Below are 18,895 nucleotides of genomic sequence, written 5' to 3' on the forward strand. Positions count from 1 at the left end.
ACCGCCGCCACCGGCACGTTGTCACATCACATCGGGCGGACGTTGTCCGCCTGCGGGCCCTTCTGGCCCTGCGTCACCTCGAACTCGACCTTCTGGCCCTCGTTCAGCTCGCGGTATCCGCCGCTCTGGATGGCCGAGTAGTGGACGAAGACGTCCGGGCCTCCGCCGTCCTGCTCGATGAAGCCGAAGCCCTTTTCCGAGTTGAACCACTTGACCGTGCCGCTTGCCATGCGTCTCTCCCTGTTCAATGCGGGTGAGCACCGGCCCGCGGCCGGTGATCGCCCCTGTACCTCCTGAACAGTAACCGCCCGCGCCCGGATCCGCTGGCGGAAGTGCCGGCGTGGCTCGTGAATACCTCGGAGCCGGAAATGCCCCCGACACGCGGTGGGCCGGGGCATGCTTGCCCCGATGAGCACAACGACGGCGCTGGCCGACCTCGAACGGGAGATCACCGCGCCCGGCGCCGGCCCGGACCGCCTACGGCTGGTGAGCACGCCGTTCGTGCCCGAGGTGCGGCTGCACCTGGCCGAGGACGCCATCCTGTGGTGGGCGCGGATGGAGGCCGCCGCCGGTCGGTCGCTCCCGCCGCCGTACTGGGCCTCCGTCTGGGCCGGTGGGCAGGCGCTGGCCCGCCACCTGCTCGACCACCCCCGGCTGGCCGCCGGGCGGCGGGTGCTCGACCTGGGCGCCGGCTCGGGGTTGGTCGCCATCGCCGCCGCGCTCGCCGGCGCCGACCAGGTGGTCGCGAACGACATCGACCCGTACGCGCTGGCCGCCGTCACCGTCAACGCCCGGGTGAACCGGGTGACCGTGAGCGCCGACGGCCAGGACCTGCTCGACGGCGTGCCCCCGGTCGACCTGCTGGTGGCCGGCGACGCCCTCTACGACGCGGAGTTGGCCGCGCGGGTGCTGCCCTGCCTGCGGCGCTGCGCGGACCGGGGCGTCGAGGTGCTGGTCGGCGACCCGGACCGCGGGCACCTGCCGCCGGACGGGCTGGAGGTGGTGGCCAACTATCCGGTGCCCACCACCGAGCCCGCGGTGGACACCCCGGTGCGTCGGGTGCAGGTGCTGCGCCCCCGCTGACCCTCGGGGATCCTCCGGATGCGATCTCCGGGGTCGGTGGGGGATCACGCCCGATGCGCCGGGTGGCCGGCCGGCCCTAGCGTGCAGTCATGACCGATCTCCTCGCCCAGTTCGGGCAGTTGCCCACCACACTGCTGATGGGCCTGCTGGGCGTGGTGATGCTCGCCGACGCCGTACCCCTGCTCGGGGTGCTGGTCCCCGGCGACGCGGCGGTGCTCGCCGCGGTCGGCGCGGGCCGTCCCGCCGGTGGCGCGGCGGCCGTCGCGGCGGTGGTGGCCGGCTGCCTGGCCGGCTGGTCGTTGAGCTTCCTCGCCGGGCGACGCTGGGGCGCGCGGCTGCGCAGCGGCCGGCTGGGCGCCTGGATCGGCGAGTCCCGCTGGGCCGCCGCCGAGACGCTGCTGCATCGAGGCGGCGGCCGGATCGTCCTGGTGGCGCCGTTCCTGCCGGTGTTCAACGCGCTGCTGCCGCTCGCCGCTGGCGGGCTGCGGATGCCGTACCGGCGGTTCGTCACCTGCGCGGCGCTGGGCGCCACCGCGTGGGCCGGGCTCTACGTGGCGCTCGGGCTGGCCGCGCGGACGCTCACCGGTCTGCTGCCCGGCGCGCCCGACCCGACGGTGCTCACCATGGCGGTCGGGCTGCTGCTCGCCGGCCCGGTGCTGCTCGGCACCCGGCGCCGGCTGCGCGCGGTGACCGGCTGACCGGGCCGGGTCCGGCCGCCACGGGGGAGGCCGGACCCGGCGCGCTCACCAGCCGCGCGCCCGCCACTGCGGCACCGACGGCCGCTCGGCGCCGAGCGTGCTGTCCTTGCCGTGCCCCGGGTAGAACCAGGTCTCGTCCGGCAGCCGGCCGAAGAGCTTGGCCTCGACGTCGTCGATGAGCTGGCCGAACCGCTCCGGATCCTGGTCGGTGTTGCCCACGCCGCCGGGAAAGAGGGAGTCACCGGTGAAGAGGTGCGGCCCGCCGGCCGGGTCGCGGTAGAGCAGCGCGATCGACCCCGGGGTGTGCCCGCGCACGTGGATCACCTCGAGCGCGCAGTCGCCGACCGGCACGGTGTCGCCCTCGCGCAGCGGCTCGGCGTCGATCGGCAGGCCCTCGGCGTCGTCGGCGTGCACGAGCGCGCGGGCGCCGGTCTTGGCGACCACCTCCTCCAGCGCGACCCAGTGGTCCATGTGCCGGTGGGTGGTCACCACCGTGGCGAGCCCGCCGTCGCCGATCAGCTCCAGCAGGCGGGGCGCCTCGTTGGCGGCGTCGATGAGCGCCTGCTCGCCGGTGGCCCGGCAGCGCAGCAGATAGGCGTTGTTGTCCATCGGGCCCACCGACAGCTTGGTGACGGTGAGCCGGTCGAGCTCGCGCACGGCCGGCGGACCGCCGGGCGTGACGTCTCCGGTGTAGGTCATGACGACGTTCAGATCCATTCCGGTGGGTTCGGCAGGGGGCCGTCGGGATCGACGGTGAGCAGCTCGCCGTCGCCCCGGCCGGTCAGCCAGGCGGCGAGTTCCGGCGCGGGGCCGGTGACCGTGGGCGCCCCCTCGGGGTCGCCCACGACGAGTTCGTGCGCGGCGCCGTCGACGCGCAGCACCATGGCCGGCGCGGCCGGGTCGCCGGCCAGCCCGGTCGTCACCTCGTGCAGCAGCCGCCTGGCGAACGCCTCCGGCCAGTCCGCCGGCCGGTAGCCGGCCGCCAGGTCGACGTGGTGCACCTCGATCTCGCGCAACCGACCCCAGACCAGCAGCGCCGCCGGCCACGGACCGCGCCGGGTCTGCACGGTCGCGCCCCACGCCGCCACCGGCATCTCCGCCACCGCCGCGTCGAAGCGCTGGCCGCTGCGACGCAGGTCGTCCAAGAGGTCCGCCGGGCCCCGCCCGGCGCCCGCCTCGATGTCGGCGTTACGCGCCTCGACCGAGGCGTACATCGGGATCGGCTCGCCGGTGCGCGCGGCGGTGAGCAGGTTGACGAACCCGTCGGCGTTGCGCGCCAGGTGGGTGAGCACGTGCGCGCGGCTCCACCCCGGCAGCAGCGACGGCGCCGCGACCTGCGCGGCGGTCAGGCCGGAGACGGTACGCAGCAGCCGGTCGTTCGCCTCGGCCAGCTCGCCGGTCAACAGCAGCGGATCAGTCGTCATCGGGTCTGACCCTAGCGGGCCGGGATCCGCCCCGCTGCCGGGGAAATCGCTTTCGGCGCGTCGACGCGCCCCTTACCGTCGGGGCCGACGGCTTCGGTCGCGGCGTCGGGAGGGAGGTGGTGAGCATGCCGGACGCAGCGCGCGTGTTCCGCCCTTCACCCCGACGACACCGATGAGGACACCATGACCCTCGATCTGACCGCCCTCGGCTGGGACGCCGACTGGGCGGGCCACCTCGACCGACGCGCCGACCACCGACCCGGGCGGGTGGCCCGGGTGGACCGGGGCGTGTGCACCGTGCTGCGCCCGGAGGGGCCGGTGCGGGCCAGCCTCGGCGGCGGTGTGCTCGCCGCCGCGGCCCGCGACCTGACCGCGTTGCCGTGCGCCGGCGACTGGGTGCTCCTGGCCACCTGGCCGGACGGCCCGGTCACCGTGGAGGCGGTGCTGCCGCGGCGCACCGCGCTGGTGCGGCGCACCGCCGGCAAGGACGCCAGCGGCCAGGTGCTGGCCGCCAACCTCGACGCCGCCGCGGTGGTCGAGCCGGTGCACCCGACGCCGGACGCCGCCCGGATCGAGCGGCTGCTCTCGCTGGTCCACGAGTCCGGCGCCGAGCCGCTCGTGGTGCTCACCAAGGCCGACCTGGCCGCCGACCCGGCCGCCGTGGCCCGGCAACTGGCCGAGCTGGCCCCCGGGGTGCCGGTGCTGCCGGTCAGCGCCGAGCGGGGCACCGGCCTGGCGCCGCTGCGCCGGCACGTCGCGCCGGGGCGCACGCTCGGCCTGCTCGGCCCCTCCGGCGCCGGCAAGTCGAGCCTGGTCAACGCGCTGGCCGGGGCCGACGTGATGCCCACCCAGGCGATCCGCCGGGTCGACGGCAAGGGCCGGCACACCACCACCTGGCGGGCGCTGGTGCCGCTGCCGGGCGGGGGAGCGGTGCTGGACACCCCGGGCGTACGGGCGGTCGGCCTGCTGGACGGCGCCGCCGGCCTGGACCGGGCCTTCGCCGACATCGCCGAGCTGGCCACCGGCTGCCGGTACGCCGACTGCGCGCACGACGCCGAGCCGGCCTGCGCGGTGCGGGACGCGGTGGACCGGGGCGAGCTGCCGGCGCGGCGCTGGGAGAGCTGGCGTCGGCTCCAGCGGGAAATCGCGTACGAGGGCGGGCGGCGCGCGTCCCGGCTGGCCACCGAGCGGCGGGGCGGCTGGCGGGGCGGGCGGCGGCGGGCCGGACGCCCGGCGACCCCGCCCGCTCCCGGCACGCTCTGAGCTGGGGGAATGTGCGCGCGACGGAAGTTGTCACACCCCGGGGCTAGAGTTGCCGGGGCGCTTTTCCTGCGCCCCGGCAATTCATAAAAACGGACTTAGCCTCATATTCTTCTTCCGGGAGCACCCGTACCGTGGCCGACCGTCTGATCATCCGTGGCGCGCGCGAGCACAACCTGCGTGACGTCAGTCTCGACCTGCCCCGGGACGCCCTGATCGTCTTCACCGGGCTCTCCGGTTCGGGCAAGTCGAGCCTGGCGTTCGACACCATCTTCGCCGAGGGGCAGCGCCGCTACGTCGAGTCGCTGTCGTCGTACGCGCGGCAGTTCCTCGGCCAGATGGACAAGCCCGACGTCGACTTCATCGAGGGGCTCAGCCCCGCCGTCTCCATCGACCAGAAGTCCACCTCCCGCAACCCGCGGTCCACCGTCGGGACGATCACCGAGGTCTACGACTACCTCCGCCTGCTCTTTGCCCGCATCGGTGAGCCGCACTGCCCGGTCTGCGGCGAGCGGATCTCAAGGCAGAGCCCGCAGCAGATCGTCGACCGGGTGCTCGCCATGCCCGAGGGCACCCGGTTCATGGTGCTCGCGCCGGTGGTGCGTGGCCGCAAGGGCGAATACGTCGACCTCTTCGCCGAGTTGCAGGCCAAGGGCTACGCCCGGGCCCGGGTCGACGGTGTGGTGCATCCGCTGACCGAGCCGCCGAAGCTCAAGAAGCAGGAGAAGCACACCATCGAGGTGGTCATCGACCGGCTCAGCGTCAAGGCGACCGCCAAGCAGCGGCTGACCGACTCGGTCGAGGCCGCGCTCGGCCTCTCCAGCGGCCTGGTGCTGCTTGACTTCGTCGACCTGTCGGAGGACGACCCGGCCCGCGAGCGCCGCTACTCCGAGCACCTGGCCTGCCCCAACGACCACCCGTTGGCGATCGAGGACCTGGAACCCCGGGTGTTCTCCTTCAACGCGCCCTACGGCGCCTGCCCGGAGTGCACCGGCCTGGGCACCAAGAAGGAGGTCGACCCCGAGCTGGTCATCCCCGACCCGGAGCGCACGCTGCGCGAGGGCGCGATCCAGCCCTGGGCCACCGGGCACAACCTGGAATACTTCCTGCGCCTGCTGGAGGCGCTCGGCGAGGCCGAGCACTTCGACGTCGACACGCCGTGGCGGGCGCTGCCCTCGCGGGCGCAGAAGACGATCCTGCACGGCTCCGACGACCAGGTGCACGTGCGCTACCGCAACAAGTACGGCCGCGAGCGCTCCTACTACACCGGCTTCGAGGGCGTGGTGCAGTGGATCGAGCGCCGACACACCGACACCGAGTCGGAGTGGTCCCGCGACAAGTACGAGGGCTACATGCGCGACGTGCCCTGCGCGGCCTGCGGCGGCGCCCGGCTCAAGCCGGAGGTGCTCGCGGTCACCCTTGCCGGCCGGAGCATCGCCGAGGTCTGCAACCTCTCCGTCGGCGAGGCCGCCGACCTGCTCGCGGGCATCGAGCTGACCGACCGGCAGAAGATGATCGCCGAGCGCGTGCTCAAAGAGATCAACGCCCGGCTGAAGTTCCTGCTCGACGTCGGCTTGGACTACCTCTCCCTGGACCGGCCGGCGGGCACGCTCTCCGGCGGCGAGGCGCAGCGCATCCGGCTCGCCACCCAGATCGGCTCCGGCCTGGTCGGCGTGCTCTACGTGCTCGACGAGCCCTCGATCGGCCTGCACCAGCGCGACAACCACCGGCTGATCGAGACGCTGCTACGGCTGCGCGGCCTGGGCAACACGCTGATCGTGGTCGAGCACGACGAGGACACCATCCGGGTGGCCGACTGGATCGTCGACATCGGTCCCGGCGCGGGCGAGCACGGCGGCAAGATCGTGCACAGCGGCTCGGTGCCGGCGCTGCTCGACAACGACGAGTCGGTCACCGGGGCCTACCTGGCCGGGCGCAAGGCCATCCCGACGCCGGCCACCCGCCGGCCGCAGACGCCGGGCCGGGAGTTGGTGGTGCACGGCGCCCGCGAGCACAACCTGCGCAACCTCACCGTGGGCTTCCCGCTCGGCCAGCTCATCGCGGTCACCGGGGTCAGCGGCTCGGGCAAGTCCACGCTCGTCAACGACATCCTCTACACGGTGCTGGCCAACCAGATCAACGGCGCCCGGCTGGTGCCCGGCCGGCACACCCGGATCACCGGCTTGGAGCACGTGGACAAGGTCGTCGGCGTGGACCAGTCGCCGATCGGGCGCACCCCGCGCTCCAACCCGGCCACCTACACCGGGGTCTGGGACCACGTCCGCAAGCTCTTCGCCGAGACCACCGAGGCCAAGGTCCGGGGGTACGGCCCGGGCCGGTTCTCGTTCAACGTCAAGGGCGGGCGCTGCGAGGCGTGCTCCGGTGACGGCACCATCAAGATCGAGATGAACTTCCTGCCGGACGTCTACGTCCCCTGCGAGGTGTGCAAGGGCGCGCGTTACAACCGCGAGACGCTCGAGGTGCACTACAAGGGTCGCACCGTCGCCGAGGTGCTGGACATGCCGATCGAGGAGGCGGCCGACTTCTTCTCCGCCATCCCGGCCATCCACCGGCACCTGAAGACGCTCGTCGACGTCGGCCTGGGCTACGTGCGGCTCGGCCAGCCCGCGCCGACGCTGTCCGGCGGTGAGGCGCAGCGCGTCAAGCTCGCCTCCGAGTTGCAGAAGCGATCCACCGGCCGCACGGTCTACGTGCTCGACGAACCCACCACCGGCCTGCACTTCGAGGACATCCGCAAGCTGCTGATGGTGCTGGAGGGCCTGGTCGACAAGGGCAACACGGTGATCACCATCGAGCACAACCTCGACGTGATCAAGACGGCTGACTGGCTGATCGACATGGGGCCCGAGGGTGGCCACCGGGGCGGCACGGTGCTCGCCACCGGCACCCCGGAGGAGGTCGCCGAGGTGCCGGAGAGCCACACCGGCGAGTTCCTGCGGCCGATCCTCAAGCTCGCGGGCGAGGCCAAGGGCGCCAAGGCGGCCACCACCCGGGCGGCCAAGGCCAACGGCGCCACGAAGTCGCGGGCCCGCAAGGTGCCGGCGGGGGCGCGCTGACCGCCGCGCGCACGCGGACGGGCCGGGCGGCCGGCCCGCCCGCGCGTGGTGCGGATTTTTACCCGTTCCGTGACGCCCCGGTATGAACCGGACCCCCACCCTGGCGCGTGTAACACAGTGTGGCCACGGATCATGAACGGTGGCGACAGCCGAGAGGAAGGCCGGAGATGAGTGATGATCAGGCGTTGACCGGGCGGGTCACCCGGAGCCGCCGGGCGCTGCTCGCGGGCGCCGGCGCGGTCGGCGCGGCGGTGGTGCTCGCGGGCTGCGGTGACGACGACGCGACCCCGGGTCTCGCCCCGACCAGCGCAGGCCCGCCGAGCGCCACCGCGACCGGCGACGCCGGCGGTGGCAACCGGGACAGCAGCGGTCCGCTGGCCCGCACCGCCGACATCCCGGTCGGCGGTGGCACGGTGTACGCCAGCCAGGGTGTCGTCATCACCCAGCCCGAAGCCGGGCAGTTCAAAGCCTTCGACCCGATCTGCACCCACCAGGGGTGCCCGGTGTCGAACGTCGACGGCGGCACGATCAACTGCACGTGCCACAACAGCAGGTTCTCGATCACCGACGGCGCGGTGAAGGGTGGCCCGGCCACCAGGCCGCTCGCCGCCAAGCAGATCAAGGTCGAGGGCGACCAGATCACCCTCGCCTGACCGGACGCGCCGCCCTCGTCCGCCGGGTGCGGGCGAGGGCGCGGCGGCGGTCGGTGTCGGGGGTGCGGACTACGCTTGCGGGGTGGCTGACCCCTCGACCTACCGTCCCGCGACCGGCACCATCCCGGAGTCGCCAGGGGTCTACCGCTTCCGCGACGGCACCGGCCGGGTGATCTACGTCGGCAAGGCGCGCAACCTGCGCAGCCGGCTCAACTCCTACTTCGCCGACCCGGTCAACCTGCACCAGCGCACCCGGCAGATGGTCTTCACCGCCGAGTCGGTCGACTGGATCACCGTCGCCACCGAGGTGGAGGCGCTCCAGCAGGAATACACCTGGATCAAGCAGTACGATCCGAGGTTCAACGTCCGCTACCGCGACGACAAGTCCTACCCCTACCTCGCGGTCACCCTCGACGAGGAATACCCGCGGTTGCAGGTGATGCGCGGCGCCAAGCGCAAGGGGGTGCGCTACTTCGGCCCCTACTCGCACGCCTGGGCCATCCGCGAGACGCTCGACCTCCTGCTGCGGGTGTTCCCGGCGCGCACCTGCTCCTCCGGGGTGTTCAAGCGGGCCGGTCAGGTCGGTCGGCCCTGCCTGCTCGGCTACATCGGCAAGTGCTCGGCGCCGTGCGTCGGCACCGTCACCGCCGAGCGGCACCGGGAGATCGTCAACGGCTTCTGCGACTTCATGGCCGGCCGCACCGACACCATGGTCCGCCGGCTCGAGAAGGACATGCTCGACGCCAGCGAGCAGTTGGAGTTCGAGCGGGCCGCTCGGCTGCGCGACGACGTGGCCGCGCTGCGCCGGGCGATGGAGAAGCAGACCGTGGTGCTCGGCGACGGCACCGACGCCGACGTGGTCGCGTTCGCCGACGATCCGCTCGAAGCCGCGGTGCAGGTCTTCCACGTCCGTGGCGGCCGGGTCCGGGGCCAGCGCGGCTGGGTGGTGGAGAAGACCGAGGAGCTGACCACCGGCGACCTCGTGCACCATTTCTGCACCCAGGTCTACGGCGGCGAGCAGGGCGAGGCCGACGTCCCGCGCGAGCTTCTCGTGCCCGAGCTGCCCGGCGACGCCGAGGCGCTCGCCGACTGGCTTTCCGACCGGCGGGGCAGCCGGGTGTCGCTGCGGGTGCCGCAGCGTGGCGACAAGCGTTCGCTGCTGGAGACCGTCGAGCGCAACGCGAAGGACGCGCTGGCCCGGCACAAGCTCAAGCGCGCCGGCGACCTGACCACCCGCGGCCAGGCCCTCGACGAGATCGCCGACGCGCTGGCCATGCGCACCTCGCCGCTGCGCATCGAGTGTTACGACGTGTCCCAGATCCAGGGCACCGACGTGGTCGCCAGCATGGTCGTGTTCGAGGACGGGCTGCCCCGCAAGAGCGAATACCGCCGGTTCATCGTGCGGGGCGCCACCGACGACCTCTCCGCCATGTCCGAGGTGCTGCGCCGGCGGTTCGCCCGTTACCTCGACGCCCGCGCCGAGACCGGGGAGCTGGGCGAGGAGACCGCCGCCGACCCCGACCGCCCCGGCATCGACCCGACCACCGGGCGTCCGCGCCGGTTCGCGTACCCGCCGCAGTTGGTGGTGGTCGACGGCGGCCCGCCCCAGGTGGCCGCCGCCGCGAAGGCCCTGGCCGAGCTGGGTGTCGACGACGTGGCGCTGTGCGGGCTGGCCAAGCGGCTGGAGGAGGTCTGGTTGCCCGACGACGACTACCCGGTCATCCTGCCGCGCACCTCCGAGGCGCTCTACCTGCTGCAACGGGTCCGCGACGAGGCGCACCGTTTCGCCATCACGTTTCACCGCCAGCGGCGCTCGAAGCGGATGACCGAGTCGGCGCTCGACAACGTGCCCGGCCTCGGTGAGGTCCGTCGCAAGGCGCTCCTGCGGCACTTCGGCTCGCTGAAGCGGCTGTCCACGGCGACGGTGGAGGAGATCACCGAGGTGCCCGGCGTGGGCCGGCGCACCGCCGAGGCGATCCTCGCCGCCCTCGACGGCGCCGATCCCACCCCGGCCGCTTCCTCCTGAGCTGCCCCGCCCGTTCCTCCTGACCTGCCCGTCCGCTCCCGGGGGCGGGACGGTCGGGGCGCACGATCGTGGTGGCTGTCCGTTCGCCCACGGACCACGTCAGCGCCGTGGCGGTGAGTCATGTCGGGGCCGTGGGGCTCGTGGCGCTGGAGAGTGCCGCCTATCCTTCCGGCGTATGGGAGCGATCAAACCGTGGCACGTGTCCATTCTGGCGATCTGTTGTCTCCTACCGACCGCGGTGGCTGTCGTCGGCGGGATCTGGGCGATTCTCCGCTCCCGGAAGCGCGGCTGACCGAGTGCCCCTTGATCGACTCCACTTCGGCGAGGTGGCGGGGTTGGGCACGCTGGGATGCCGCCACCTCGGCGAGCTGGAGTCGATCAAGCAAGAGTCTCGCCCTCCGGGATCCTTTTCCACTTCTCGGGACGCTAGAGATCGTGGTGCGAAAACGTCTCCGGAGAGGCCATTCCTCACCACATTGACCCGCGGGCGGATTGCGTGGTCGCTGAGCGTGAAGGCCCCGGCGGGGTGGGAGGAGGCTGCCAGGTGTGCCTTTGCTCTGCAGCCTTATCCGCATCAGCCGGTTGAACTGCTCAGACGCATGTGCAGCCGTCGCGGGTGCGAGACCGGTTCGGTGACGGTGCGTGCGCAGTGCGCGGATGGGTGCAGAGCAGCGGCGGTTCGCGACCGCACCTACTGACCACACAAGCGACGAGGGGCGGCCCGAGAACGGGGCCGGCCCTTCGTCACCCCTCGGCGAGGACGGCGAGGATGGCCTCGCCGTACTTGGCGAGCTTGTTCTCGCCCACGCCGCTGAACCGGGACAGCTCGGCCAGCGAAGCCGGCGGTTCGGCCGCGATCTGGCGCAGCGTCGCGTCGTGGAAGATGACGTACGCGGGGACGCCCTGCTCCTTGGCGGTGGCGGCCCGCCAGGCGCGGAGCCGATCGAAGACACCGGCGGCGGCGGGGGAGAGATCGGCGACGACAGTCGCCGCGCCGCGGGGCTTCGCGGCCCGGCCGGACAGTGGACGCTCCGGCTCCTTGCGCAGCGTGACCGTGCGTCGCCGGCCGAGCACGTCGGCGCTGGCCTCGGTGAGCGCCAGCGTGCCGTAGTCGCCCTCGACCGCGAGCAGGCCCTCGGCGAGCAGTTGCCGCACCACGCCGCGCCATTCGGTGTCGCGCAGGTCGGTGCCGATGCCGAACGTGCTCAGCGCGTCGTGGCCGTGCTGGTCGATCTTGTCGGTGTGCTTGCCGAGCAGGATGTCGATGCTGTGCCCGGCGCCGAAGCGTTGGTGGCGTTCCCGGTCGAGCCGGTAGACGGTGGAGAGCAGTTTCTGCGCCGCCACCGTGCCGTCCCAGGACTCCGGCGGGTCGAGGCAGGTGTCGCAGTTGCCGCAGTTGGGTGCGCCGGTCTCGCCGAAGTATTCGAGCAGTTGGGCGCGGCGGCAGCGGACCGTCTCGCAGAGCGCCAGCATCGCGTCGAGGTGGGCGGCGAGGTTGCGCCGGTGCGCCAGGTCGCCTTCGGACGTCTCGATCATCTTGCGTTGCTGCACGACGTCCTGGAGCCCGTACGCCAGCCAGGCCGTGGAGGGCAGGCCGTCGCGCCCGGCGCGGCCGGTCTCCTGGTAGTAGCCCTCCACCGACTTGGGCAGGTCGAGGTGGGCGACGAAGCGTACGTCGGGCTTGTCGATGCCCATGCCGAACGCGATGGTGGCCACCATGACCAGCCCGTCCTCCCGCAGGAAGCGCTGCTGGTTGGTGGCGCGGGTGCGCGCGTCGAGGCCGGCGTGGTAGGGCAGCGCCGGGATGCCGTTGGCGACCAGGAAGTCGGCGGTCTTCTCCACCGAGGCCCGGGACAGGCAGTAGACGATGCCGGCGTCGCCCGGGTGCTCGTCGCGCAGCAGGCTCAGCAACTGCCGGCGCGGCTCCCGCTTGGGCACGATCCGGTATTGGATGTTGGGCCGGTCGAAGCTGGCCACGAAGTGCCGGGCGTCGGTGAGTTGCAGGCGGGTGGCGATCTCGGTGCGGGTGGCCCGGGTCGCGGTGGCGGTCAGCGCGATCCGCGGCACCTGCGGCCAGCGTTCGTGCAGCATGGACAGGTTGAGGTAGTCGGGGCGGAAGTCGTGCCCCCACTGCGAGACGCAGTGCGCCTCGTCGATCGCGAACAGGCCGATCCGGCCGCGTTCCAGCAGGCCGAGGGTGGACCGCACGGCCAGCCCTTCCGGAGCGAGGTAGAGCAGGTCCAGCTCGCCGGCGAGGTAGGCCGCCTCGACCTGGCGGCGCTGCGCCGGGTCCTGCGTCGAGTTGAGGAAGCCGGCCCGGACGCCGACCGCGGTGAGCGCGTCGACCTGGTCCTGCATGAGCGCGATCAGCGGTGAGACGACCACCGCCACGCCGTCGCGGACCAGCGCCGGGATCTGGTAGCAGAGCGACTTGCCGCCACCGGTGGGCATGAGCACGAGCGCGTCGCCGCCGGCCACCACGTGTTCGATGATGTCCTGCTGGACACCGCGGAAGGCGTCGTAGCCGAAGACCCGGCGCAACACGCCAAGCGCGTCGTCGGTCCGCTGCTCGGTGGGGGAGACCATCCGCGCAGTCTACGAGCGTCCCCCGACAGCGTTACGGAAGAAGCCCCGTCGTCCCGTCGCCGTCGCCCCACCGCAGCCCGTCGATGCCGGCCGCGTGGTGGAAACCGGGATGGCCGGTGGCGTCCGCGCAGACCTCGCCGTCGGGGCCGACCCGGCCGCAGAAGACCGGCTCGATGTGGTTCCAGGCGTCGGCCCGGGACAGCAGCGCGGCGCTCGCGGCCAGTTCGGGGCGCAGGATGGTCAGCCCCTCGGTGTAGACGACGGCCTGGTCGCGGGCCTCCTGCGCGTCGGCCGCCAGGTAGGTCAGATGCAGCGTCCAGCGGCGCGGCATCCGGTAGGCGCCGGCGGGCGCCCGGTTGCGACCCGACCGCCGCTCGCGCTCCGCCGGCCCGCGGTTGATCAGAGCGTCGGGGTACGCCGAGAGCGGTTCCGCCGTGGACAGCGCGTGGGCGATGGCGGCGCGGACCCGCTCGGACACGTCGACGGGAGTTGCGCCGGCTGCGGGACCGCACCGGGCGCACCGCCGAGGAGGTGGCCAAGATCCTCGGCTGGCACCGGACCAAGATCATTCGCCTGGAGCAGGGGCACTCGCGGGTGATGCCGAAGGACATGCCGCCGCTGCTCGACCTCTACGAGGCCACCGAGTCCGAGCGGGAGTCACTGACCGCGCTGCTCCGCCAGTCCCGGCTGAAGGGCTGGTGGAGCGCGTACGGCGACGTGCTGCCGGACAACTACGTCGGCTTCGAGGCGGAGGCCACCTCGATCAGCACGTTCGAGAGCCTGTACGTGCCCGGCCTGTTGCAGACCGAGGAGTACGTCCGCGCCATCGTCCGTGCCGGTCGCAGCACCGCCGACCAGGACGAGGCGGACCGGGTGGTGGCGGCGAGGCTGGCGCGCAAGGCGCTGCTCTCCCGTGACCTGCCACCGTCGCTGTGGGTGGTGCTGGACGAGGCGGTGCTCCGGCGCGTGGTCGGCGGCCCGGCGGTGATGCGCGCCCAGCTCGCGCGCCTGGTCGAGGCGTGCGAGATGCCCACGGTGGAGATCCAGGTCCTGCCGTTCAACGCCGGAGCGCACGCCGCGATGGGCGGAGCCTTCACCCTGCTGAGCTACGACGATCCGGTGCTCGACCCGACCGTGGTCTACCTCAGCAACGACACCAGCACGCTGCTGCTTGAGGAGAGCCGACAGGTTGCCCGCTATAGACTCATGTTCGACCACCTCCGGGCCAAGGCGCTGGATCCCGACCGGTCCGCAGACCTCCTCAGCCGGGCTGCCGCCGAGGTTCCGGACTGACTCCGACCTCGTGGAGCGCTGCCGATGCCCCCCTCAGATTCGGCGCCGGTTCGCTGGCGCAAGAGCAGCCGAAGCGGTGCGAACGATTCGAACTGCGTCGAGGTGGCCGGGCTTTCCGACGCGCTGGCAGTGCGCGACTCCAAGGACCCGGACGGGCCTACCCTCCTCTTCACCCGGCACGCATGGTCGTCCTTCGTCGCCGACCTGCGGCGCTGCTGACAGCTCGCGGCTCCCCAACCGGCACTCCTGGTCGTCCTTGTCGGCGACATGCGGTGTGTCTGACAGCTCGCCGCCGGCCACGACCTGCGGCGGGGCCGGACCGTGCAGGTTGGTCCGTCGCCCTGATGCCGGCGGCATCACCCGCATCGGCTTGAATGACCCGATGGCGGTAAGCATCGACATCGACGTACTCCGGGACGCGGCCGGTTCGGCGGCCTGCGCCGGGGCGGACGAGCTGCGGTCAGCGGGCCAGCCGGCGGAAGTCGTGCCGGTCGGCGGGGGAGCGTCAGGCGTCATCCGGGCGGCCGGGGAGCCGCCGATCGAGGTCTGGGTCGGAGTCACACCCGGCGGCTTCACCGCCGAGTGTGACTGCGCGGCCGGGGCCGGGCTGTGCGCGCACGCGGTGGCCCTTACGCTCGCTGCCCTGGACGGTGGGCTCGCCTGGTCGTCGGCGGCCACCCCGCCGTCGGCGGTGGCGGTCGACCCCACGGTCGCTGAGCTGGCCGAACTCGCGCGGCGCATCCCGGCGCGGCGGCTGGCCATGCTGGCCGCCGAGTGGGCGGCCACGGACCGCGTCCTGGAGGGCAGGCTGCGGGCGCAGGCCGGCCAGCTTGAGGCGTTCACCGCGGGTGAGCTGGCCCAGGTTCGTCGCACGATCGACAACCTGGTCCATGACGCGACCAGCGGCTCCGGCTGGGATCTGCACGACGTGGAGAAGGCCGGGCGGGCGCTCGTCGAAGAGGTGGAGGTGCTCGCCCAACGGCCGCCGACCGAGGAGACGCTGGTGCTCGTGGAGCGGGCCGCTCGCGCCTGGGACGGCATCTCCGGCTACCTGTACGACGCATGGGAGACGTACGAGGAGGAGCCGGCCGAGATCGGCGGCGCGCTTCGGGCGGTCCACGTCCGCCTCTGCGAGCAGGTGCAGCCGGATCCCGACGACCTGGCGGCCCGACTTGCCGAGATCCTCGCCGCGTGCGAGGTCGACTCCTGTCTCGACGAGCCATGGGATTACCTCGCCGTGCTCGGTCGCCAACGGGTCAAGGCGCTCCTCCGTCGACCCTGACCGCCGACCAGGTCCACCCGCCCACCCCGACCCCGCCCTCTCCCCGCCCCACCCGCCCCCTGTTTCACGGAAACTGTGGTTATCCCAGCAGCTATAGCCACTCTTTCCGTGAAACAGCGCGGGGCGCGAAGCGCGGGGCGCGAAGCGCGGGGCGCGAAGACCGGGCGCGAGGGGGAGGGACGGGTCGGACGGCGGGCGGGAAAACGGACGAGCCGCTGTTCCGGTGGTCACCCCGTGGAATCCCGGGCGGGGGCGCAGCCGTTAGAGTCGGCGACTGACCATGCGCGGCCGGACCGGCCGCGGCGCCAGGCTGGGGGTAACGGGTGAGCGAGGCGCGAACGGTGGACGAGCTGGTGCCGACCGGCGCGGAGACCGCTGTGGGGCGGCCGGCGCCGACCGAGGCGGAGACGTCACTGGTGGTGGTGACCGGCCTCTCCGGCGGTGGGCGCAGCACGGTGGCCCGGGCGTTGGAGAACGTCGGCTACTACGTGGTCGACAACCTGCCCCAGGCGCTCCTGCTGGACATGGCCGAGCTGGCGTCCAAGGCCGGCGGCGCGGCCCGGCGTACCGCGATGGTGCTGGACGTGCGGTCGCGGGCCTTCTCCACGGACCTGGCCGGCGCGATCCGGGAGCTGCGCGAGCGCGGCTTCTCCCCGCGGGTGGTCTTCGTCGACGCCGACGACGAGGTGTTGATCCGCCGGTTCGAGAGCGTGCGCCGGTCGCACCCGTTGCAGGGCGACGGGCGGCTGGCCGACGGGATCGCGGTCGAGCGGGCGTTGCTGGAGGAGGCCCGCGACCAGGCCGACGTGATCATCGACACCAGCCACCTGAACGTCAACCAGCTGCGCCGCCGGGTCGAGGAGCTGTTCGGCGGGGAGGACGCCCGCCGGCTGCGGATCACCGTGCTGTCGTTCGGCTTCAAGTACGGCCTCCCGCCGGACGCCGACTTCGTGATGGACGCCCGGTTCCTGCCGAATCCCTACTGGGTGCCGGAGCTGCGCGAGCACACCGGCCGGGAGGAGGCGGTGAGCGCGTACGTGCTGGGCCAGGAGGGCGCGGACGGGTTCGTCGCCGGCTACGCCGACCTGGTCAACGCCACCACCGCCGGGTTCGAGCGGGAGGGCAAGCGCTACCTGACGGTGGCGGTCGGCTGCACCGGCGGCAAGCACCGCAGCGTGGCGATCGCCGAGGAGTTGGCCGCCCGGCTGCGCGCCTCCGGCATCGCCGCCCACGCGCAGCACCGGGACCTGGGGCGGGAGTGACCCCGACCAGGGTGGTCGCGTTCGGTGGCGGCCACGGGCTCTCGGCGTCCCTGCGGGCGCTGCGGCACTGCGTACCCGGACTGGATCTGGACATCACCGCGGTGGTCACGGTCGGTGACGACGGCGGCTCCAGCGGCCGGTTGCGGGCCGAGCGCGGCGGGCTGCCCCCGGGTGACCTGCGGCAGGCGCTCGTGGCGCTCTCCGGTGACCATCCGGCGACGCGGCGCAGCGCGGCGTTGTTCCAGCACCGCTTCGCCGCGGTCGCGACGCCCGCGCCGGCGCTCGGCGCGCCGGCGGCGGCCGGGGTGGGTGACCCGCTCGCCGGCCACGCGGTCGGCAACCTGCTGCTGCACGGGCTGATGGAGCTGCTCGGCGATCCGGTGGCCGCGCTCGACCACGCCGGGGCGATGCTCGGCGCGGTCGGTCGGGTGCTGCCGATGTCGCGGCAGCCGGTGGGCATCGAGGCGCGGGTCCGGGGCGCCGACCCGGCCCACCCGGACGAGGTGTCCACGGTGCGCGGCCAGCACCAGGTGGCGGTCACGTCGGGCACGGTCGAGTCGCTGCGGCTGGCCCCGGCCGCGCCGGCCGCGTGCGCCGAGGCGGTGGACGCGGTACGCGCCGCCGACTGGCTGGTCTTCGGGCCGGGCAGTTGGTACACGAGCGTGCTGCCGCACCTGCTGGTGCCCGGCCTGGCCGACGCGATCGTGTCCAGTGCGGCGCGGCGGCTGGTGACGTTGAACCTGGTGGCCGAGAAGGAGACGTCCGGGTTGTCCCTGCCCGACCATCTGGACACCCTGCGGCGCTATCTGCCCGAGCTGAAAGTGGACATGGTGCTCGCCGACTCCACGGCGGTGGGTGATCCCGTGGCGGTCGAACGTGCGGCAGAATCGCTTGGTGCCCGGCTGGTCCTCGCTCCCGTCGCCGTCACCGACGGCACGCCCCGTCATGATCCGGCCGCCCTGGGCGCCGCACTGGTGCCTGTCCTGGGCGCCGATCGTTAGACACGTACGTAATCACCGGCGACACGCCGGTACCGGTCCGTGAGGGGGCGTTGGAATGGCGATGACGGCTGCGGTCAAGGACGAGCTGAGTCGGGTCGACGTGCCCAAGCCCTGCTGTCGCCGGGCGGAGATGGCCGCCCTGCTGCGGTTCGCCGGCGGCCTGCACATCGTGTCGGGGCGGGTGGTGGTCGAGGCGGAGCTGGACACCGGCGCGGTGGCCCGCCGGCTGCGGCGGGAGATCGCCGAGGTCTACGGCTACCCGAGTGAGATCCACGTGCTCGCCTCGGGCGGCCTGCGCAAGGGCAGTCACTTCATCGTGCGGGTGGTCAAGGACGGCGAGGCGCTCGCCCGGCAGACCGGCCTGCTGGACGTGCGGGGCCGCCCGGTGCGGGGCCTGCCGCCGCACGTGGTGGCCGCCAACGTCTGCTGCGCGGTCTCCGCCTGGCGGGGCGCGTTCATGGCGCACGGCTCGCTGACCGAGCCGGGCCGCTCCAGCGCGTTGGAGATCACCTGCCCGGGGCCGGAGTCGGCGCTCGCGCTGGTCGGCGCCGCCCGCCGCATCGGCATCACCGCCAAGAACCGCGAGGTGCGCGGCGTGGACCGGGTCGTGGTCAAGGACGGTGACGCGATCGCCGCGTTGCTCACCCGCATCGGCGCGCACTCGAGCGTGCTGGCCTGGGAGGAGCGGCGGGTACGCCGGGAGGTGCGCGCGACCGCCAACCGGCTGGCCAACTTCGACGACGCCAACCTGCGCCGCTCGGCGCGGGCCGCGGTGGCCGCCGCCGCCCGGGTCACCCGGGCGCTGGAGATCCTCGCCGACGACGCGCCCAACCACCTGACCTCGGCCGGTCGGCTGCGGCTGGAGCACCGCCAGGCGTCCCTGGAGGAGCTGGGTGCGCTCGCCGAGCCGCCGCTGACCAAGGACGCCATCGCCGGCCGGATCCGCCGGCTGCTCGCGCTCGCCGACAAAAGAGCCCGCGACCTGGGCATCCCGGATACCGAAGCGGCAGTCACGCCGGACATGCTCGTGGTCTGATAGGACGGTGGGGCGACGTCGCCCGAGCGGGACCACCACCCGCCCGAGCGGGCCGCCGCGCGCTCGGATAGGGTCGCTGCGTACGGCAAGGGGGCCGGCACAGGCACTCTCGCCGTCATCACCGCCTCGGGCGGTCAGGTCCCCAGAGACCGCGGCGGGGTGGCCGAGATGAACCGTCAACGGCCGGCTCGAACGGTCGGCGCACACACCTTCG

General features: G+C 73.1%; 17 protein-coding genes. 12 read left to right on the plus strand and 5 right to left on the minus strand.

The features are described from left to right. Nucleotides 1–26: 26 nt before the first annotated feature. Nucleotides 27–230 carry a cold-shock protein gene (locus O7602_RS07985; RefSeq protein ID WP_281587571.1) on the minus strand — a complete coding sequence of 68 codons (204 nt, stop codon included), beginning with the start codon at nucleotides 228–230 and terminating at the stop codon, nucleotides 27–29. A gap of 178 nt (nucleotides 231–408) precedes the next feature. Here O7602_RS07985 and O7602_RS07990 point away from each other — a divergent pair, with 178 nt between their 5' ends. Together O7602_RS07990 and O7602_RS07995 are read left to right on the plus strand one after the other, a co-directional pair. After that, nucleotides 409–1,083, plus strand: coding sequence for a 50S ribosomal protein L11 methyltransferase (locus O7602_RS07990; protein ID WP_281587572.1), 675 nt, complete (start codon nucleotides 409–411; stop codon nucleotides 1,081–1,083). A gap of 89 nt (nucleotides 1,084–1,172) precedes the next feature. After that, nucleotides 1,173–1,781 carry a VTT domain-containing protein gene (locus tag O7602_RS07995; protein ID WP_281587573.1) on the plus strand — a complete coding sequence of 203 codons (609 nt, stop codon included), beginning with the start codon at nucleotides 1,173–1,175 and terminating at the stop codon, nucleotides 1,779–1,781. A 45-nt stretch (nucleotides 1,782–1,826) separates the two neighbouring features. On the opposite strand, the gene O7602_RS08000 is transcribed toward O7602_RS07995, so the two are convergent. Next, the gene (locus tag O7602_RS08000) at nucleotides 1,827–2,480 is read right to left on the minus strand and encodes an MBL fold metallo-hydrolase (RefSeq protein WP_281587574.1); all 654 of its coding nucleotides are present in this window, start codon (nucleotides 2,478–2,480) and stop codon (nucleotides 1,827–1,829) included. Nucleotides 2,481–2,488: 8 nt separating this feature from the next. Then, a complete protein-coding gene (locus tag O7602_RS08005; RefSeq protein ID WP_281587575.1) occupies nucleotides 2,489–3,205 on the minus strand; it encodes a maleylpyruvate isomerase family mycothiol-dependent enzyme in 717 nt (238 codons plus the stop codon). A 183-nt stretch (nucleotides 3,206–3,388) separates the two neighbouring features. On the opposite strand from O7602_RS08005, the gene rsgA reads away from it, so the two are divergent. The 4 genes from rsgA to uvrC all read left to right on the plus strand — a co-directional run bounded on the left by rsgA (nucleotide 3,389) and on the right by uvrC (nucleotide 10,221). Beyond that, nucleotides 3,389–4,468, plus strand: coding sequence for a ribosome small subunit-dependent GTPase A (gene rsgA / locus O7602_RS08010; protein WP_281587576.1), 1,080 nt, complete (start codon nucleotides 3,389–3,391; stop codon nucleotides 4,466–4,468). 131 nt (nucleotides 4,469–4,599) lie between these two features. After that, nucleotides 4,600–7,542 (plus strand): excinuclease ABC subunit UvrA, encoded by a 2,943-nt coding sequence (gene uvrA, locus O7602_RS08015; protein WP_281587577.1) that lies wholly within the window; start codon nucleotides 4,600–4,602, stop codon nucleotides 7,540–7,542. A 167-nt stretch (nucleotides 7,543–7,709) separates the two neighbouring features. Next, on the plus strand, nucleotides 7,710–8,195 hold the full coding sequence (locus O7602_RS08020; RefSeq protein WP_281587578.1) for a Rieske (2Fe-2S) protein: 486 nt from the start codon (nucleotides 7,710–7,712) through the stop codon (nucleotides 8,193–8,195). Nucleotides 8,196–8,277: 82 nt separating this feature from the next. Next, nucleotides 8,278–10,221, plus strand: coding sequence for an excinuclease ABC subunit UvrC (gene uvrC / locus O7602_RS08025; protein ID WP_281587579.1), 1,944 nt, complete (start codon nucleotides 8,278–8,280; stop codon nucleotides 10,219–10,221). 744 nt (nucleotides 10,222–10,965) lie between these two features. Here uvrC and recQ read toward each other — a convergent pair. Beyond that, the gene (recQ, locus tag O7602_RS08030) at nucleotides 10,966–12,807 is read right to left on the minus strand and encodes a DNA helicase RecQ (protein WP_281587580.1); all 1,842 of its coding nucleotides are present in this window, start codon (nucleotides 12,805–12,807) and stop codon (nucleotides 10,966–10,968) included. A 31-nt stretch (nucleotides 12,808–12,838) separates the two neighbouring features. Next, nucleotides 12,839–13,285, minus strand: a complete 447-nt coding sequence (locus tag O7602_RS08035; RefSeq protein ID WP_281587581.1) for a hypothetical protein — start codon at nucleotides 13,283–13,285, stop codon at nucleotides 12,839–12,841. 11 nt (nucleotides 13,286–13,296) lie between these two features. Between O7602_RS08035 and O7602_RS08040 the strand changes: the two genes are divergently transcribed. The 6 genes from O7602_RS08040 to whiA all read left to right on the plus strand — a co-directional run bounded on the left by O7602_RS08040 (nucleotide 13,297) and on the right by whiA (nucleotide 18,681). After that, nucleotides 13,297–14,100, plus strand: a complete 804-nt coding sequence (locus O7602_RS08040; protein ID WP_281587582.1) for a helix-turn-helix transcriptional regulator — start codon at nucleotides 13,297–13,299, stop codon at nucleotides 14,098–14,100. A gap of 24 nt (nucleotides 14,101–14,124) precedes the next feature. Next, nucleotides 14,125–14,319: a DUF397 domain-containing protein gene (locus tag O7602_RS08045; RefSeq protein ID WP_281587583.1), complete on the plus strand. Its 195-nt coding sequence runs from the start codon at nucleotides 14,125–14,127 to the stop codon at nucleotides 14,317–14,319. Nucleotides 14,320–14,482: 163 nt separating this feature from the next. Continuing rightward, nucleotides 14,483–15,382 carry a hypothetical protein gene (locus O7602_RS08050; RefSeq protein ID WP_281587584.1) on the plus strand — a complete coding sequence of 300 codons (900 nt, stop codon included), beginning with the start codon at nucleotides 14,483–14,485 and terminating at the stop codon, nucleotides 15,380–15,382. 353 nt (nucleotides 15,383–15,735) lie between these two features. Continuing rightward, entirely contained in the window at nucleotides 15,736–16,644 is a 909-nt protein-coding gene (rapZ, locus tag O7602_RS08055; protein ID WP_281590202.1) for an RNase adapter RapZ, read from the plus strand. Next, complete coding sequence (yvcK, locus tag O7602_RS08060; protein WP_281587585.1) at nucleotides 16,641–17,645, plus strand: uridine diphosphate-N-acetylglucosamine-binding protein YvcK; 1,005 nt, start codon at nucleotides 16,641–16,643, stop codon at nucleotides 17,643–17,645. The genes rapZ and yvcK overlap by 4 nt, the downstream gene beginning before the upstream one ends. 55 nt (nucleotides 17,646–17,700) lie before the next feature. Further along, nucleotides 17,701–18,681 carry a DNA-binding protein WhiA gene (gene whiA / locus O7602_RS08065; protein ID WP_018788213.1) on the plus strand — a complete coding sequence of 327 codons (981 nt, stop codon included), beginning with the start codon at nucleotides 17,701–17,703 and terminating at the stop codon, nucleotides 18,679–18,681. Nucleotides 18,682–18,895 lie beyond the last annotated feature (214 nt).

It is taken from the genome of Micromonospora sp. WMMD1128, from assembly GCF_027497235.1.
In the GTDB taxonomy this organism is placed as follows: Bacteria; Actinomycetota; Actinomycetes; order Mycobacteriales; family Micromonosporaceae; genus Micromonospora.

What these genes read in the sequence shown, in the direction of transcription:
- rsgA (WP_281587576.1), top strand. Translation starts at nt 3,389, where the DNA reads ATGACCCTCGATCTGACCGCCCTCGGCTGGGACGCCGACTGGGCGGGC.
- O7602_RS08045 (WP_281587583.1), top strand. Translation starts at nt 14,125, where the DNA reads ATGCCCCCCTCAGATTCGGCGCCGGTTCGCTGGCGCAAGAGCAGCCGA.
- O7602_RS08000 (WP_281587574.1), bottom strand. Translation starts at nt 2,480, where the DNA reads ATGACCTACACCGGAGACGTCACGCCCGGCGGTCCGCCGGCCGTGCGC.
- O7602_RS08005 (WP_281587575.1), bottom strand. Translation starts at nt 3,205, where the DNA reads ATGACGACTGATCCGCTGCTGTTGACCGGCGAGCTGGCCGAGGCGAAC.
- O7602_RS08050 (WP_281587584.1), top strand. Translation starts at nt 14,483, where the DNA reads ATGGCGGTAAGCATCGACATCGACGTACTCCGGGACGCGGCCGGTTCG.
- O7602_RS07985 (WP_281587571.1), bottom strand. Translation starts at nt 230, where the DNA reads ATGGCAAGCGGCACGGTCAAGTGGTTCAACTCGGAAAAGGGCTTCGGC.
- O7602_RS07995 (WP_281587573.1), top strand. Translation starts at nt 1,173, where the DNA reads ATGACCGATCTCCTCGCCCAGTTCGGGCAGTTGCCCACCACACTGCTG.
- recQ (WP_281587580.1), bottom strand. Translation starts at nt 12,807, where the DNA reads ATGGTCTCCCCCACCGAGCAGCGGACCGACGACGCGCTTGGCGTGTTG.
- O7602_RS08020 (WP_281587578.1), top strand. Translation starts at nt 7,710, where the DNA reads ATGAGTGATGATCAGGCGTTGACCGGGCGGGTCACCCGGAGCCGCCGG.
- whiA (WP_018788213.1), top strand. Translation starts at nt 17,701, where the DNA reads ATGGCGATGACGGCTGCGGTCAAGGACGAGCTGAGTCGGGTCGACGTG.
- O7602_RS07990 (WP_281587572.1), top strand. Translation starts at nt 409, where the DNA reads ATGAGCACAACGACGGCGCTGGCCGACCTCGAACGGGAGATCACCGCG.